The organism is Microlunatus spumicola, from assembly GCF_039536445.1.
GTDB classification, from domain to species: domain Bacteria; phylum Actinomycetota; class Actinomycetes; order Propionibacteriales; family Propionibacteriaceae; genus Microlunatus; species Microlunatus spumicola.
This window is the reverse complement of record NZ_BAAAYR010000001.1, coordinates 1,615,052-1,630,093: the sequence shown is the minus strand read 5'-3', so window position 1 is coordinate 1,630,093 and position 15,042 is coordinate 1,615,052. Positions and strand designations below refer to the sequence as shown.

Genomic DNA, 15,042 nt, shown 5'->3' with positions numbered 1-15,042 from the left:
CCCGCTCGGTGCAACATCGTCGATTGTCGACAACCGACGAGAAGCGGGCACCGGTTCCGGGGCCCCAGGACACGAGGAGCAGCAGTGGTCGCAGGAGCGCTCGAGGGCTCGGTGGCGCTGGTCACCGGCGGCGCGAACGGGCTGGGCCGGGCCATCGTGACGGCCCTCGCCGACAGCGGCGCGAAGGTCGGCGTGCTCGACCTGTCGCCCTTCCCGCTGGACCGGCCCGACGTGCTCTCCGTCGTCGCCGACGTCGCCGACGAGGGCGCGGTCGACGGCGCCCTGGCGGCGCTCGAGGAGCGCTGGGGCCCGGCCTCGATCCTGGTGAACGACGCGGCCGACTACCCGACCGCCGGGCTGCTCGAGATGACACCGGCCGCGTGGCGCCACGTGTTCGACGTGAACGTCACCGGCATGTTCCTGGCCTGCCGGTCCTTCGTGCAGCGCTACGTCGACGCCGGCCTCACCTCGGGCCGGATCGTCAGCATCTCGACCGGCTCGGCCCGCAGCCCCCGGCCGCGCGGGGCGGCGTACGCGTCGTCCAAGGCCGCCGTCGAGACGATCTCCGCGACGTTCGCCATGGAGCTCGGCCCGCTGGGCATCACGAGCAACGTCGTCGCCCCCGGCTACATCGACGTCCGCGGCGCGAGCGACGCGAACCCCGACCGCGCCAGCGACGACCTGCGCGCCTCGCTCACCGCGTCGATCCCCACGGGCCGCGCGGGCCTGCCGGCCGACATCGCGAACGCCGTCCGCTTCCTCTGCCTGCCCGAGAGCGACCACGTCAACGCGGCCGTCATCGCGGTCGACGGCGGTTCGAGCGCCGGCCGGTTCCGGATGCCGGGCGAGCCGAAGCCGGCGGCGGTGGGCGCATGACGGCCCTCGCGGCTGAGCTCGCGGCGACCATGCGGACCCCGCTGCTCGAGACCCGCGGGCTCAGCAAGCACTACGCGCTGCAGCGCAGCACCCGGGCCTGGTTCCGCCGGGAGCCGGGCGAGGTCCTGCGGGCGGTCGACGACGTCAGCCTCTCGGTGATGCCGGGCCGCACGCTCGGCGTCGTCGGCGAGACCGGCTCGGGCAAGAGCACCCTCGGTCGCCTCGTGCTGCGCCTGGAGCGCCCCAGCGCCGGGCAGGTCCTGCTCGACGGCCAGGACGTCGCCTCCGGCGGCGGCGCGATGAGCCACCGTCTGCGCCGCGACGTCCAGGTGGTGCTGCAGGACCCGTACACCTCCCTGAACCCCCACGAGACCGTCGGCACCGCCATCGCCGAGGTCCTCAAGGTCACCGGCGGCGTCCCCGCCGCGGACCGGCCGCGCCGCGTCGCCGAGCTGCTCGACCAGGTCGGCTTCCCGTCCGGCTGGGCCGGCCGCAAGCCCGGCCAGCTCTCCGGCGGGGGGCGGCAGCGGGTGAGCATCGCGCGCGCCCTGGCCGTCGGACCGCGGCTGCTGGTGGCCGACGAACCTGTGTCGGCCCTCGACGTCTCCGTGCAGGCGCAGGTCCTGAACCTCTTCCAGCGCCTGCAGTCCGAGCTCGGGCTGGCCTACCTCTTCATCACCCACGACCTGGCCGTGCTGGAGCGGATCGCCGACGACGTGGCCGTGCTCTACCTCGGCCGGGTCGTCGAGTCCGGACCCGCCGCGGCGCTGTTCGCGAGCCCCGCCCACCCCTACACGCAGGCGCTGCTCGCCGCCGCCCCCAAGCTCGGCCGCCGCCGCTCGACGACCAGCGCGGTCGCGGGCGAGCTGCCGAACCCGATCACGCCGCCCTCGGGCTGCACGTTCCACCCGCGGTGCCCGGCCGCCATGGCGGTCTGCCGCGAGGTCGTCCCGCTCATGACGACCACCCCGGCCGGCCAGCAGGTCGCCTGCCACCTCTACCCGGGCTCGACGCCCACGACGACCCCCGACGTCACCCCCCACGCCCACCCCGTCAACGGCGCTGCCGCCGTCTCGCACCCCACCCCGTCCCCTGGAGGAACCCGATGACGCCCGTGCCCCACCCCGCCCACCCTGTCCAGCCCCGATCGGCCCTGCGCCGGCTGCGCCTGACCGGGCTCTCCGGCCTGGCCGCCGCCGCGCTCGTCCTCGCCGCCTGCGGGGGAGGGGGCTCGTCCGCGACGGATCCCGGCGCCGCCTCCGCCCCGGCCGCGACCAGCGAGGTCGACACCCTCAAGATCGCGAACGGCGTCGCCATCGACACGCTCGACCCCGCCGAGAACGCGGCCAACGAGAGCATCTGGCTCGACCAGAACATCTACGCCCGGCTCGTGCAGACCGACCCGACGGGGACCAAGATCGTCCCCGACCTGGCGTCGACCTGGGAGCAGAGCGCCGACGGCCTGACCTGGACGTTCCACCTGAACCCCGACGCCAAGTTCGCCGACGGCTCGCCGGTCACCGCGTCCGACGCCGCCTGGTCGATCAACCGCGCCCGCGCCCTCGAGGGCGGCTGGGGCTTCCTGATCACGCCGGTCACCTCGATCACCGCGAGCGACCCCCAGACCGTGGTGATCAAGCTCAAGACCAAGCACGCTCCGCTGCTGGCCGACCTCGCGATGTACGCGTACGGGATCCTGCCGCAGAAGGCGGTCGAGGCCGACAAGGACTTCTTCAGCAAGACCCCGTACGGCGCCGGCCCCTTCAAGGTCACCAAGCTCGAGCCCGACAGCCAGCTGGTGCTGACCCGCAACGACAGCTACTGGGGCCCGAAGCCCAAGATCACCACCGTCGAGGTCAGCGTCGTCACGAACGACAACACCCGCGTCCTGCAGCTGCAGGGCGGCCAGGTCGACGTGATCGAGAACCCGCCGGGCAACCTGGTCAAGCAGCTCTCGGCCAACCCCAAGCTCAAGGTCGACCTCTTCCCCTCGACGCGTGTCGACTTCCTGCAGGTGCCGCTGAAGTCGAAGCCGTTCGAGGACGTCCGGGTCCGCCAGGCCGTCAAGGCCGCGCTGGACCTCGACGCCATGAACACGCTGGCCTACCAGGGCAACGCGGTCCCGGCGAACACCTTCTTCCCCTACAAGATGCTCCACTGGGCGGAGTCGATCCCGGCGCCCAAGCCCGACCTGGACAAGGCGAAGCAGCTGCTGACCGAGGCCGGCTTCCCGAACGGCTTCAAGACCGACCTGATCACCGTCAGCGGTGACGCGGCCGGCCAGGCGCAGGCCGTGGTGATCAAGGACGACCTCGCCAAGATCGGGATCGACGTGACGATCCAGTCCTACGAGCAGTCCACCGCCTACACGAACGAGCGGTCGGGCACCAACGGCCTGGGTCTGCGCTACTGGACCAACGACATCATCGACCCCGACGAGGTCGCGACCTTCGGCGCCGACATCAAGGGCGGGGCGAACACGTTCAGCTCCTACTGGGGCGACGAGGCCACGAGCAAGGCGATCAACGACGCCCGCTCCGAGACCGACGAGACCAAGCGGGGCGAGCTCTACGAGCAGGTCCAGCAGACGATCGCCGACCAGGCACCGTTCATCCCGCTGGCCTACGCGCCCTTCCGCTACGCCTCCGGCGCGTGGGTCCAGGGCTTCCAGGTCTCCCCGCTCGGCAACTACAACGACTCCCTGCTCAGCCTGACCGTCGGGACGCACTGAGCATGCGCGCGCTCGGCCTGAGCTGGACCCGGTTGGCGAACCTGGTCCCGGTGCTGTTCGGCATCACGCTGGTGAGCTTCGTGCTCATCCGCCTGGTGCCGGGCGACCCGGCGACCCAGATCCTCGGCAACCGCTACACGCCCGAGGCGGCCGAGCAGATCCGCAACTCGCTCGGCCTGAACGACTCGATCCTCACCCAGTACGGGATCTTCCTGCGCTCGGCGGTCTCGGGCTCGTTCGGCGAGTCGTACCAGTACCACCGCCCGGTCGGCGAGCTCCTCGTCGACCGGGTGGGGCCCTCCCTGCTGCTCGTCGCGGTCACCGCCGCGCTCTGCACGCTGATCAGCCTCCCGCTCGGGGTGCTGGCGGCGGTCAGGCGCGGCGGGGCGCTCGACCAGGGGACGCGGATCTTCTTCACCCTCGGCTACGCGCTGCCGGCCTTCCTCATCGGCATCGTGCTGATCCTCGTCTTCGGGCTCAAGCTCGGCTGGTTCCCGATCGGCGGCTACGGCACCGGTCTCGGCCAGCACCTCTACCACCTGGTGCTGCCGGCGATCACGCTCGCGATCCCGTTCTCGACCGTGCTCGTCCGGTCGCTGCGGGCCAGCACCATCAACGTGCTGGAGTCCGACTTCGTCACGATCGCGCGGCTCAAGGGCATCTCCGGCTGGGCCGTCCTGGCCCGGCACGTGCTCCGCAACGCGATCGCCCCGGTGGCGGTGGTGTTCGGCGTGAACCTCGCCTTCCTCGTCGGCGGCACGGTCGTGATCGAGAACGTCTTCTCCATCCCCGGCATGGGGAGCCTGCTGGTCGGGGCGGTCGCCACCCGCGACTACCCGGTCGTGCAGGCCGTCTCCCTCGTGCTCGCGGTCTTCGTGCTGCTGGTCAACGTCCTCACCGACGTCGTCCACCGGCTCCTCGACCCCCGCCTCGCCGTGGCGGTGACCCGATGACGACGCTCGTCGACCCCGCCCAGCTGGGCGACGTGCGCGGCCTCAGCCGGGCCCGGTGGCTGCGGCTGCCGCTGCCCAAGGTGCTGCGCGGGAAGTTCTCGCTGGTCGCGGGCATCGTGCTGCTCCTGGCCATCGCCGTGCTGTGCCTCGGCGCGCCGCTCTTCACCTCGGCGTCGCCGCTCGACATCGACCCGCTGAACCCGCTCGCCCCGCCCTCGCCCGGTCACCCGCTCGGGACGGACGCCTTCGGCCGCGACCTGTGGGCCCGCGTGCTCTACGGCGGGCGCTACGACCTGGCCATCGCCTTCGGCGCGACCATCGTCACCCTCGTCGTGGGCACGGCGGTCGGGATGCTGGCCGCGTACGTGGGCGGCTGGGTCGAGGCCGTGATCATGCGGGTCGTCGACCTCTTCTTCGCCTTCCCGTTCATCGTCCTGGTGATCGCGATCGTCGCCTCGCTCGGCCCGAGCCTGCGCAACATGTTCATCGCGCTGTGGGTGGCGAGCTGGGTCGGCTACGCCCGGATCGCGCACGGCCAGACCCTCGCCGCCCGGCGCTACGGCTACGTCGTCGCGGCCAACGTCCTCGGCTACTCGACGCCGCGGGTCCTGCTGCGGCACGTGCTGCCGTCGGTGGCGCCGCTGGTGATCGTCTTCGCCATGGTCGACGCCGTCGGCAACGTGCTGCTCGGCGCCTCGCTCGGCTTCCTCGGGATCGGCGTGCGGCAGCCGACGCCCGAGTGGGGCTCCATGATCTCGGAGGGACAGGCCTACATCTTGTCCAACTGGCAGCTGTCGCTGGTGCCCGGCATCGCGCTGGTCGTCCTCGGGGTGGCCTTCAGCCTCCTCGGCGACGGGCTCGCCGACGTCCTGAGGGCCGAGCAGTGAGCGCGGGGACCCCGATGGAGTCCGCGCCGCTCCTGGGCGAGCGGGTCGGCGTGCCCGACGCCGAGGAGGTCGTGCCCGCCCCGGCCGACCCCCGCGAGCGCGGAGACGTGCTGCTGCAGGTCAGCGACCTGCGGATCAGCATCCCCACGGCCGCCGGCCAGGTGCACGCCGCCGACGGGGTCACGCTGACCCTGCGGCAGGGCGAGGTGCTCGGCGTGGTCGGGGAGACCGGCTCCGGCAAGAGCGTGACGTGCCGGGCGCTGCTGGGGCTCCGGCCCACGCCGCGCACGGAGGTGTCGGGCACGGTCGCCTACCCCAGCATCGGCGTGGAGGACATCACCGTCCTGCCGCCGAAGCGGCTGCGGCGCCTCTGGGGCCGGCACGTCGCGATGATCCCGCAGAACCCGATGACCTCCCTCGACCCGGTCCGCCGCATCGGCGACCAGGTCGCGGAGGCGCTGGGGGACACGGTGCACGGGAAGGCGGCCCGCCGCGAGCGCGTCATCGAGCTGCTCCGCCAGGTCGGCCTGCCGGCCCCCGAACGGCGGCTGGACGCCTTCCCGCACCAGTTCAGCGGGGGGATGCTGCAGCGCACGCTCATCGCGATCGCCATCGCGCAGAACCCCGCCCTGCTCGTCGCCGACGAGCCGACCACCGCGCTCGACGTCCTGATCCAGGACCAGATCCTCGGGCTGCTGCTGTCGCTCCAGCGCGACCTCGGCACCAGCCTCGTCCTGGTCAGCCACGACCTGTCGGTGGTGTCGCAGGTCTGCGACCGCGTCGCCGTCATGTACGCGGGCCAGGTCGTCGAGCTCGCCGACACCGCGACGCTGCTCTCCAGCCCGCGCCACCCGTACACGCGTGCCCTCATCGGCGCGCTGCCCGGCGCGGTCGCCCGCGACGAGCCGCTCCGCGTCATCCCCGGCGCGCCGCCCCCGCTGGTCGGGCTCGGCCCGACCTGCCGCTTCGCCGCCCGGTGCGAGCTGCACGAGCCGGCCTGCGACGAGTGGGACACCGAGCTGCTCGCGATCGGCCCGGCCGGCGGCCCCGCGCCAGGAACCGCATCCCACCAGAGCCGCTGTCGACGGGCCGACGAGCTCGTCGCAGCCACCACGACCACCCCGAGCACCCCGAGCACCAAGGAGAACAACGATGACCTCACCCAGCGCTGACCAGGGCAAGCAGACCCTCAACGTCGGCGTCGTCGGGACCGGCCGCTGGGCCGTCCGCTCGCACATCCCCGGCTGGCAGCGCGACCCGCGCTGCCGCGTGATCGGCCTCGCCGACGTGGACGGCGACCTGGTCAAGGCCGCCGGCGACCAGTTCGGCGTCGCGCGGGTGACCGACGACTACCGCGAGCTCGTCGAGGACCCCGACATCGACGTGATCGACGTCGTCACCGGCGACGCGATGCACTTCGAGGTGACCATGGCGGCGCTCGAGGCCGGCAAGCACGTGCTGTGCGAGAAGCCGGTCAACCACGACTACCACGAGGTCGTGCGGGCCGCCGACCTCGCCGCGAGCAAGGGGCTGAAGACCAAGCTGGGCTTCACGTTCCGCTACGCGCCGGCCACCATGTACGCCGCCGAGCTGATCCGCGAGGGCTTCGTCGGCACGCCGTACATGCTCAATGCGTACGAGCAGAACAGCCAGTGGCTCGACCCGCAGAACCCGCTGCGCCAGCAGAACGACGCCAGCGACCCCGACCACATCCAGGTCGCCTCGATCGAGGGGTACGGCGCGCCGGTCATCGACATCATGCACTGGTGGATGGGCACGCCCCTGACCTCGGTCGTGGGCACGATGCGCAACTTCGTCCCGCACCGCATGGTCCGCGACACGGGCCGCATGGAGCGCATGAACATCGACGACGGCGACATGTTCCTCGCCGAGTTCGAGGGCGGCGGCCTGGCGTCGGTGCAGTCCTCCTTCGTCACCGTCGGCAACTTCCCGGGCATCGAGGTCCGCATCTACGGCTCCGAGGGCGCGATCATCGTCCGGCTCGTCGAGGAGAACGGCATCTGCCAGACGATCAAGACGGCCAGCAAGGACGCCGTCGAGTTCGTCGAGCGGGAGATCCCCGAACGCTTCTTCCCGACCGGCGGCACCTCGCTCGAGGCGTGGCCGTTCCTCTTCTACTCCAACCTCGTCTCCGACTTCGCCACCGAGATCCTGTCCGGCGGCCCGGAGAACCAGGGCGACTTCCGCCAGGGCGCCCTCGTGCAGCACACGATCAACGCCTTCGAGGCGTCGCACCGTCAGCGCGCGTGGGTCGACTTCCCGCTGAAGACCGCGTGAGCACCACGACGGAGCGCGTGACGTCCGCCGACGCGCACGCCTGGGGCGGGCTGGACGGCACCACGGCCCGGGCGGTGCTCGAGGAGGCGCTCGCGGCGGCGACCGGCGAGGGCGTGACCTTCGCCGACGTCCGGCTCGTCGAGGCCGAGGAGGAGCGGCTCTACACCGACCTCCGCGGCGAGCTCGACGAGCGCCGGGAGCACAACGCCGGGCTCGGGGTCCGGGTGCTGCGCGACGGGGTGTGGGGCTTCGCCTCCGCCTCGCTCGACGGCCCCGGCACCGCGCAGGCCGTGGCCCGTCGGGCGGTGGCCGCCGCGGCCGCCGCGGCCGGGACCGCTCCGGTCGCGCTCGCCCCGCGCGAGCCGACGAGCGGCACCTGGTCGGTCCCGGTCGACGTCGACCCGTTCGAGGTGTCGGCCGGCGAGCGCCACGACCTGCTCCAGCGGATCGTCCGCGCCGCGTCGGCGCCGGGCCTCGTGCGCTCGGTGACGGCCGGGCTCAACGCCAAGCGCCAGCACAAGCACTACGCCGACTCCGAGGGGTCGCGGCAGGCGCAGCACCTCGTGGAGACCGGCGCGATGCTGCTCGCCGTCGCGGCCGACGAGCGCGGCGCGCAGCGGCGCAGCTTCCCGAACTCGTTCCACGGCAACACCGCCGCCGCCGGCTGGGAGTACGTCCTCGGCCTCGGGCTCGAGGACGAGGCCACCCGGGTGGGGGAGGAGGCGGTCGCGCTGCTCGGCGCGCCGCAGGCCCCCGGCGGGACCGCCGACGTGGTCATCGGCCCGGCCCAGCTCGCGCTGCAGATCCACGAGTCGGTCGGGCACGCGCTCGAGCTGGACCGGATCCTCGGCGACGAGACGAACTTCGCGGGCCGCTCCTGGGTCCAGCCCGACGACATCGGGACCCTGCGCTACGGCTCGCCGGCCATGAACGTCGTGGCCGACCCGACCGTGCCCGGCACCCGCGGCAGCTTCGCCTTCGACGACGAGGGCACACCCGCCACGCGGCACGCCCTGATCGAGAACGGCGTCCTGCGCGACGTGCTGTCCAGCCGCGACGCGGTCGCGCGCCACGGCGGAGAGACCACGGGCGCCGCCCGGGCGGACGGCTGGGCCTGGCTGCCGGTCTGCTTCGCCACCAACGTCTACCTGGAGCCGGGGGAGGGCTCGCTGGACGAGCTCCTCGACCGGATGGGCGACGGCTACTACGCCGACGACAACCGCACCTGGTCGATCGACGACCGGCGGATGGCGTTCCAGTTCGGCACCGAGGCGGCCTGGGAGGTCAAGAACGGCAAGCGTGGCCGGCTGCTGCGCGGCTTCTCGTACGGCGGCCTCACCCCGCAGTTCTGGGGCTCGCTCGAGGCGGTCGCCGGGCCGGAGGAGTTCAGGGCGTACGGCATGCCGTGCGGCAAGGGGGAGCCCAAGCAGTGGGGGTTCCTCGGGCACGGCGCCTCGCCGTCGCTGTTCCGTGGGATCTCGACGGGGGTGGCCCGATGACGACGACCTCTTCCCTGATCACCAGCACCGACCAGGCCGAGCCCGCGGTCGGGGCCGACCGCGCCGTCGCGGCCTGCGCCGAGGCGGTGCGCGCGGCCAGGGCCGCCGGCGCCGACGAGGCCGAGGCCTTCCTGTCGGGCCGGGCGGGCGGCTACACCCGCTTCGCCGTCGACCGGGTCCACCAGCCGCAGGACGTGCACGAGCGCCAGCTGATGGTCCGGGCCGTGGTCGAGGGCCGGTCGGCCCGCGTCGCGACCACCGACCTGGCCGGCGCCGCCGACGCCGGTCGACGTGCCGCCGGACGGGCGGCCGCGCTGGCCCGCGCCGCCGGACCGCTGCCCGCGCTGCCGGCTCCCCTGGCCGCGCGGTCCGTGCCCAGCCTGGCGCCCGAGGTCCTCTGGGACGCGCGCACCGCGGCCTGGGGCACGCCCGAGCGCGTCGACGCCGTCCGTGCCCTGATGGGTGCGTCCCGGACGGCCGGCGGCGAGGCCTTCGGGATGCTCGGCCGTGCGGTCACCGAGCTCGCCGTGGTCGACGCCGACGGCGTCGAGCGCTACGCGGCGGCGACCGAGGCGTACGGGTCGTTCACGGTCCGCATCGACGACGGCACCTCGCACTGGGTCGACCTCGACCGCCGGCTCGACGTGCTCGACCTCGACGCCGTGGTGGCGCGCACGGTCGAGCAGGCCGGCCGGGCGCGCGGCCGCATCGACCTGACCGACGGCACGTACGACGTCGTCCTCGGACCGCTCGCGACCGGCGAGCTGCTGGAGGGCTTCCACGCGTACGGCTTCACCGGCGACGCCGTCGCCGACGGGGTCGGGGCCGTGGCCCGCCGTCGTGGGGAACGCGTCGCGCCCGCGACGGTCGACGTGGCCGACGACCCGCAGGCCGTCCGGGGGCTGCCGTTCCCGTTCGATCCCGAGGGCACCGACGCGAGCCGCGTGCCGCTGCTCGACCACGGGGTCGTCGCGGACGCGGTCACGGACCGGGCCAGCGCCTCCCGCGCGGGCCTGCCCATGACCGGGCACGCGCACATCGCCCGCGAGGAGACGCCGCACCCGGCACCGGCCAGCCTGACCATGGCGCCGGGCACCGCGAGCGTCGAGGAGCTGGTCGCCGGCGTCGAGCGCGGCGTCTACGTGGAGCGCCTCTGGTACCTCCGGGTCGTCGACCCGGCTGCCACGACGCTGACCGGCGGCAGCCGGGACGCCTGCTTCCTCATCGAGGACGGGCGCCTCAGCACACCGGTGCGGCCCGCACGGTTCACGGAGTCGGTCTTCGGCGTGCTCTCGCGCGTCGACGCGATCGGGGCCGACGTGCTCGCGCAGCCGCTGGCCAACGTGTGGAACGGGTCGGTGAGCGCGCCGGCCGTCCGGGTCCGGGGCTTCCGCTTCGGCTCCGCCGCTGCCGCCACCACCCAGGACCTCGAGGAGGAGACCGCGTGAAGGTCGAGAGCAACGCCGCCCGGCTGGTCACCCAGCTGCTGGCCGGCGAGGTGTGGCCGGCGACCGCCGACCGCCACGCCTACCGGGTCGACGGGGACGGTTCGCCGTTCCTGCTGCCCGGCATGGGTGGCGTCACCCTCGCCGGGCACCTGGGCGAACCGGCCACGGGCTGGGCGAGCGACCACCTCGAGCCCGGGCTGTCCGTACGGCACGCCGACCCGGCCGCGAACTTCGCCCTGCAGTACCTGACCTGCGTCGGCAACGAGGTCACCCTCGTCTCCGGGGCGTCGGCGGGCGGCAGCGGCGTGGCGATCGGCCAGCACGCGTACGTGCTCGTCGACGCCGCGGACGCGGTGCTCGAGGGGGCGACGGTCGGCGACCAGGTCACCGTGCGGGCGCGCGGCCAGGGCCTCGCCCTCGCGGCGCACCCGCAGATCCGGGTCAAGAACCTCGACCCCCGCGTCCTCGAAGCGCTGCCGGGCGGCACCACCGCCGACGGCCGGCTCGAGGTCCACGTCGCGGTGGACGTGCCGGCGGACGCGGCGGGCGCCGGCGGCGGCATGTCGTCGGAGTACGCCAACACCGACCTGATGGGCGCCTACGCCGGGCTCGACGAGACGCTCTCGCTCGGGCTCGAGGGCCTGCGGATCGGCGACCTCGTCGTCATGCGGGACACCGACCACAGCTGGGGCCGCGGTCACCGCCCCGGCTGGGTCACCATCGGCACGATCTCCACCGGTCAGTGCGCCCTCTTCGGGCACGGCCCCGGCCCGACCTCGCTGTTCAGCGGACCGGCCGAGGCCTTCCACGTCGTCCTCGACCCGGACGCCAACCTCGCCGCCTACGTGGGCGGCCCTACGCAAGAGGAGGTGGCGGCATGAGGAGCGTCGCGGTCAACCTGTCCGGCGTCGCCGAGGCGCCCGCGATGGGCAGCACGCCCTACCGGATCGACGTCGACGGCCACCCGTACGTCCCCGTCGGTGACGGCGGCATCGTCCTCGACGTCGCGCTCGGCGACCTCGTCACCGCCGCCGTCGGCGACCACGTCGCCCCCGGCGTCAGCGTCGGCCACCCCGACCAGGCCGCCCGCCACGGCCTCACGGCGTACGCCTGCGTCGGCAACCCCGTCGTCGTGCGGTCCGGTGCGGCGGCGGGGGCCCGGGGGCGGGTGTTCGGGATCCGGGGCGAGGACGGGCGCGTGCTCGTCTGGCTCCCGGCCGACGACCTCGCCCGGCTGCGGCCCGGCGACGGGATCGCCGTCCGGGCGCACGGTCAGGGCGCCCGGCTCGAGGGCCTGCCCGACGAGGTGGCGCTGATGAACCTCGACCCGTGGCTCGCCCCCGCGCTCGGCATCCGGGTGGGTGCCGACGGCGTCGACGTCGGGGTCCGCGGGGTCGTCCCCAGCCGGCTGGCCGGCAACGGCATCGGCCGTCCGGCGCAGCAGTGGGACGTCGACCTGGCCTTCGCGAAGGACGACCCGCTGCTCGCGGTGCTCCGCCTCGGTGACCTGCTGGCCGTCAGCAACCTCGACGTCCGGCACAACATGGGCTACCGCCGCGGGCACGTGACGGTCGGGGTCGTCGTGCACGGCGACAGCCCGATGCCGGGTCACGGCCCGGGCCTCGTGCCGCTGCTCTGCGGGCCCGCGCACCTGCTGCGCGCGGTGCCCGACGCGCAGGGTCACGTCGGCCTGACGGAGGAGGCGCTCGCCGCACCGGTGCCGACCCCCGCGGGCAGGGCAGGATGAGCCCGCAGACGCTCGCCGAGGCGTCACTGAGGCAGGGGGTGCGCGCCGTGCTCGAGCACGAGTCGCTGCCGGAGGCGGTGCGCAACGCGCTGCGTCGCCAGATCCTCAACAACGAGCTCCCCGCCGGCGCGCGCCTGGTGGAGGCGACGATCGCCGCCGACCTGGGCGTCAGCCGGGCGACCGTCCGCGAGGCCATGCGCGGTCTCTCGGCCGAGGGGCTCATCGAGATCTCCCCGCGGCGCCAGACCGTCGTGACCCGGATGAGCACGGAGGACGCCGACGACGTCTGCTTCGCGCGCTACGTGCTCGAGGCGGGCATCGCCAAGGCGCTGACCAAGGAGGAGAAGACCGGTCTCGACGAAGCGCTGGCCGAGGCCCTCGAGCGGATGGACGTCGCCGCGCAGGAGGGCGACCTGCAGGCGATCGTCGAGGCCGACGTGCACTTCCACGGCCTGATCGTCAACGCCTCCGGCCGCCGCCGTGCGGTCGAGCTCTGGTCCACCGTGAACGGCCAGATCGGCGCGCTGATGCGCGCCTCCATCGACCGCCAGCACCTGGCCCTCAAGGGCGTCCGCGCCCGCCACGAACCCGTCCGCGAAGCCCTGCGCTCCGGCACGGCCCGACAGATCGAGAAGGCCATCTACGCCCACTACGTCACCGACCGCGACAAGGTCCCGGGCCATGTGCTCGCCGACGCCGACGGCGTGCAGGCGTGAGCGCGCGCGAGCCCGTCCGCTGGGGGATCCTCGGCACCGCGAACATCGCCCGCGCCCAGCTGCTGCCCGCCCTCGCCGAGTCCGGTGACGTGGCCGTGGTCGTCGGCGGACGCGACCGGGACCGTACGGAGGCCTTCGCCCGTGACCACGGGGTCGCGCGCGCCGCCGACGGCTACCAGGCCGTGCTCGAGGACCCCGACGTCGACGCCGTGTACGTCCCCCTGCCCAACCCGTTGCACGCCGAGTGGGCGGCCGCGGCGCTCGAGGCCGGCAAGGCCGTGCTCTGCGAGAAGCCGCTGACGACCAACCCGACCGCCACGCGCGCGCTGCTCGACGTCGCCCGGACCACCGGCGGGCTGCTGTGGGAGTCGTTCGTCTTCCCGTTCCAGGCCCAGCACCTCCGTCTCGTCGAGCTGATCGGCTCCGGCGCGATCGGCGAGCTGCGCGAGATCGTCGCGTCGTTCCACTTCCCGGTCACCCGCCCCGAGAACATCCGGCTCTCCGCACCGATGTTCGGCGGCGCGCTCGCCGACGTCGGCTGCTACCCGATGCGGCTCGCCCACGAGCTCTTCGGCCAGCCCGTCGCGGAGGCCCAGGTCGCCGCCGAGCTGGGTGCCGAGGTCGAGGTCGAGGCCGCCGGCGTCCTCACGTACGCCGACGGTCGCCGCCTGATGCTGACGTGCGGCTTCCGCAGGCAGCCCGAGACCACCGCGCTGCTGCTCGGCACCGAGGGCCTCGTCCGGGTCGACAACCCGTGGCACCCGCAGCCGGGGGCGCAGATCGAGGTGCGGGCCTCGGGTTCCGCACCGGTCGTCGAGAGCCCGACGGTCGACGCGCACTCCTTCACCGCCGCCCTGCGGCACGTCGGGGCCGTCCTGCGCGAGGAGGCCGAGCCGATCCACCTGGCGTCGGCCTCCGCGCTCGCCGTCGCGTCCGCCCTCGGGCTGGCGCGTGAGGCCGCCGGGCTGCCGCTCGACAGCTCGTCGGGCTCCGGCCCGGGGCCGGCCGGCGTCGTGGGGGTGTCGCGATGAGCAGGCGGGGGCTGTTCGTCCCGGCGTTCGACCCGCTGGCCGACCCGCGGGTGTTCGCGGAGCTGGCCGCGCAGGCCGAGGAGGCGGGCTGGGACGGGATCTTCATCTGGGACCACCTGCTCTACGCCGACCCCGTGGTCGAGATCGCCGACCCCTGGATCTGCCTCGCCGCCGCGGCGATGACGACCTCGCGGATCCAGCTCGGGACCGCGGTCACGCCGCTGTCCCGCCGCCGGCCGCAGGTGCTGGCGCGCCAGGCGGCCACGCTCGACCGACTCTCCGGCGGCCGCCTGATCCTCGGCTTCGGCCTGGGTGACGACGGCGGTGGCCGCAACGGCCGGGGCGGTGAGCTGTCGGCGTTCGGCGAGGTGGTCGAGCCCAAGGTCCGCGCCGCGATGCTCGACGAGGGCCTCGAGGTCCTGACCTCGCTGCTGTCCGGCGAGCTGGTCGACCACGACGGCCCGCACCACCGCGCGGCCGGCGTGACGTACCTGCCGACGGCCACCCGGCCCGGCGGGATCCCGATCTGGATCGGCGGGCGCTGGCCGAACAAGGCCCCGCAGCGCCGCGCGGCCCGCTTCGACGGCTACTTCGTCATCGGCCTCGACTCGCCCGCCGACGTCGCCGAGGCGCGTACGGCGATCGACGCGGCCCGGGAGGCGGCGGGTTCCGAGGAGCCGATCGAGCTGGTGGTCCAGGTCCCCGCCGACGGCGACCCCGCCGCCTGGGCCGACGCCGGGGCGACCTGGGTCCTGACCGGCGTGGGCCCGTACCGGATGGAGCTCGACGAGGTTCGCCAGGTGGTCGCGGCGGGCCCCTGAGTCGCTCCACCGGTGACGCTAAGTGTCGGTCCGTC

The 15,042-nt window shown here is 74.0% G+C and carries 14 protein-coding genes; all 14 read left to right on the top strand.

The annotated features are described in order from the left end of the window. The first annotated feature begins 84 nt into the window (after nucleotides 1–84). Genes ABD665_RS07505 through ABD665_RS07440 form a run of 14 tightly spaced genes read left to right on the top strand, consistent with a single transcriptional unit; the run spans nucleotide 85 to nucleotide 15,007 of the window. Nucleotides 85–876 (top strand): SDR family oxidoreductase, encoded by a 792-nt coding sequence (locus ABD665_RS07505; protein ID WP_204911528.1) that lies wholly within the window; start codon nucleotides 85–87, stop codon nucleotides 874–876. Further along, nucleotides 873–1,985, top strand: coding sequence for an oligopeptide/dipeptide ABC transporter ATP-binding protein (locus tag ABD665_RS07500; RefSeq protein WP_204911529.1), 1,113 nt, complete (start codon nucleotides 873–875; stop codon nucleotides 1,983–1,985). The genes ABD665_RS07505 and ABD665_RS07500 overlap by 4 nt, the downstream gene beginning before the upstream one ends. After that, the gene (locus ABD665_RS07495) at nucleotides 1,982–3,607 is read left to right on the top strand and encodes an ABC transporter substrate-binding protein (protein WP_344741645.1); all 1,626 of its coding nucleotides are present in this window, start codon (nucleotides 1,982–1,984) and stop codon (nucleotides 3,605–3,607) included. Before ABD665_RS07500 ends, ABD665_RS07495 begins: the two co-directional genes overlap by 4 nt. Before the next feature lie 2 nt (nucleotides 3,608–3,609). Next, nucleotides 3,610–4,560, top strand: a complete 951-nt coding sequence (locus tag ABD665_RS07490; RefSeq protein WP_204911531.1) for an ABC transporter permease subunit — start codon at nucleotides 3,610–3,612, stop codon at nucleotides 4,558–4,560. Next, on the top strand, nucleotides 4,557–5,447 hold the full coding sequence (locus ABD665_RS07485) for an ABC transporter permease subunit (RefSeq protein WP_204911532.1): 891 nt from the start codon (nucleotides 4,557–4,559) through the stop codon (nucleotides 5,445–5,447). Before ABD665_RS07490 ends, ABD665_RS07485 begins: the two co-directional genes overlap by 4 nt. After that, nucleotides 5,444–6,619: an oligopeptide/dipeptide ABC transporter ATP-binding protein gene (locus ABD665_RS07480; RefSeq protein WP_204911533.1), complete on the top strand. Its 1,176-nt coding sequence runs from the start codon at nucleotides 5,444–5,446 to the stop codon at nucleotides 6,617–6,619. Before ABD665_RS07485 ends, ABD665_RS07480 begins: the two co-directional genes overlap by 4 nt. Next, nucleotides 6,600–7,745: a Gfo/Idh/MocA family oxidoreductase gene (locus ABD665_RS07475; RefSeq protein ID WP_204911534.1), complete on the top strand. Its 1,146-nt coding sequence runs from the start codon at nucleotides 6,600–6,602 to the stop codon at nucleotides 7,743–7,745. Before ABD665_RS07480 ends, ABD665_RS07475 begins: the two co-directional genes overlap by 20 nt. After that, nucleotides 7,742–9,244 (top strand): metallopeptidase TldD-related protein, encoded by a 1,503-nt coding sequence (locus tag ABD665_RS07470; RefSeq protein ID WP_204911535.1) that lies wholly within the window; start codon nucleotides 7,742–7,744, stop codon nucleotides 9,242–9,244. The genes ABD665_RS07475 and ABD665_RS07470 overlap by 4 nt, the downstream gene beginning before the upstream one ends. Beyond that, nucleotides 9,241–10,692 (top strand): metallopeptidase TldD-related protein, encoded by a 1,452-nt coding sequence (locus ABD665_RS07465; RefSeq protein WP_204911536.1) that lies wholly within the window; start codon nucleotides 9,241–9,243, stop codon nucleotides 10,690–10,692. The genes ABD665_RS07470 and ABD665_RS07465 overlap by 4 nt, the downstream gene beginning before the upstream one ends. Continuing rightward, on the top strand, nucleotides 10,689–11,573 hold the full coding sequence (locus ABD665_RS07460) for a DUF4438 family protein (protein WP_204911537.1): 885 nt from the start codon (nucleotides 10,689–10,691) through the stop codon (nucleotides 11,571–11,573). The genes ABD665_RS07465 and ABD665_RS07460 overlap by 4 nt, the downstream gene beginning before the upstream one ends. After that, nucleotides 11,570–12,439, top strand: a complete 870-nt coding sequence (locus ABD665_RS07455) for a DUF4438 family protein (protein ID WP_204911538.1) — start codon at nucleotides 11,570–11,572, stop codon at nucleotides 12,437–12,439. The genes ABD665_RS07460 and ABD665_RS07455 overlap by 4 nt, the downstream gene beginning before the upstream one ends. Further along, the gene (locus ABD665_RS07450; protein WP_204911539.1) at nucleotides 12,436–13,155 is read left to right on the top strand and encodes an FCD domain-containing protein; all 720 of its coding nucleotides are present in this window, start codon (nucleotides 12,436–12,438) and stop codon (nucleotides 13,153–13,155) included. Before ABD665_RS07455 ends, ABD665_RS07450 begins: the two co-directional genes overlap by 4 nt. After that, nucleotides 13,152–14,186 (top strand): Gfo/Idh/MocA family oxidoreductase, encoded by a 1,035-nt coding sequence (locus ABD665_RS07445; protein ID WP_204911540.1) that lies wholly within the window; start codon nucleotides 13,152–13,154, stop codon nucleotides 14,184–14,186. Before ABD665_RS07450 ends, ABD665_RS07445 begins: the two co-directional genes overlap by 4 nt. Continuing rightward, on the top strand, nucleotides 14,183–15,007 hold the full coding sequence (locus ABD665_RS07440) for an LLM class flavin-dependent oxidoreductase (protein ID WP_204911541.1): 825 nt from the start codon (nucleotides 14,183–14,185) through the stop codon (nucleotides 15,005–15,007). Before ABD665_RS07445 ends, ABD665_RS07440 begins: the two co-directional genes overlap by 4 nt. The last annotated feature ends 35 nt before the right edge of the window (nucleotides 15,008–15,042 follow it).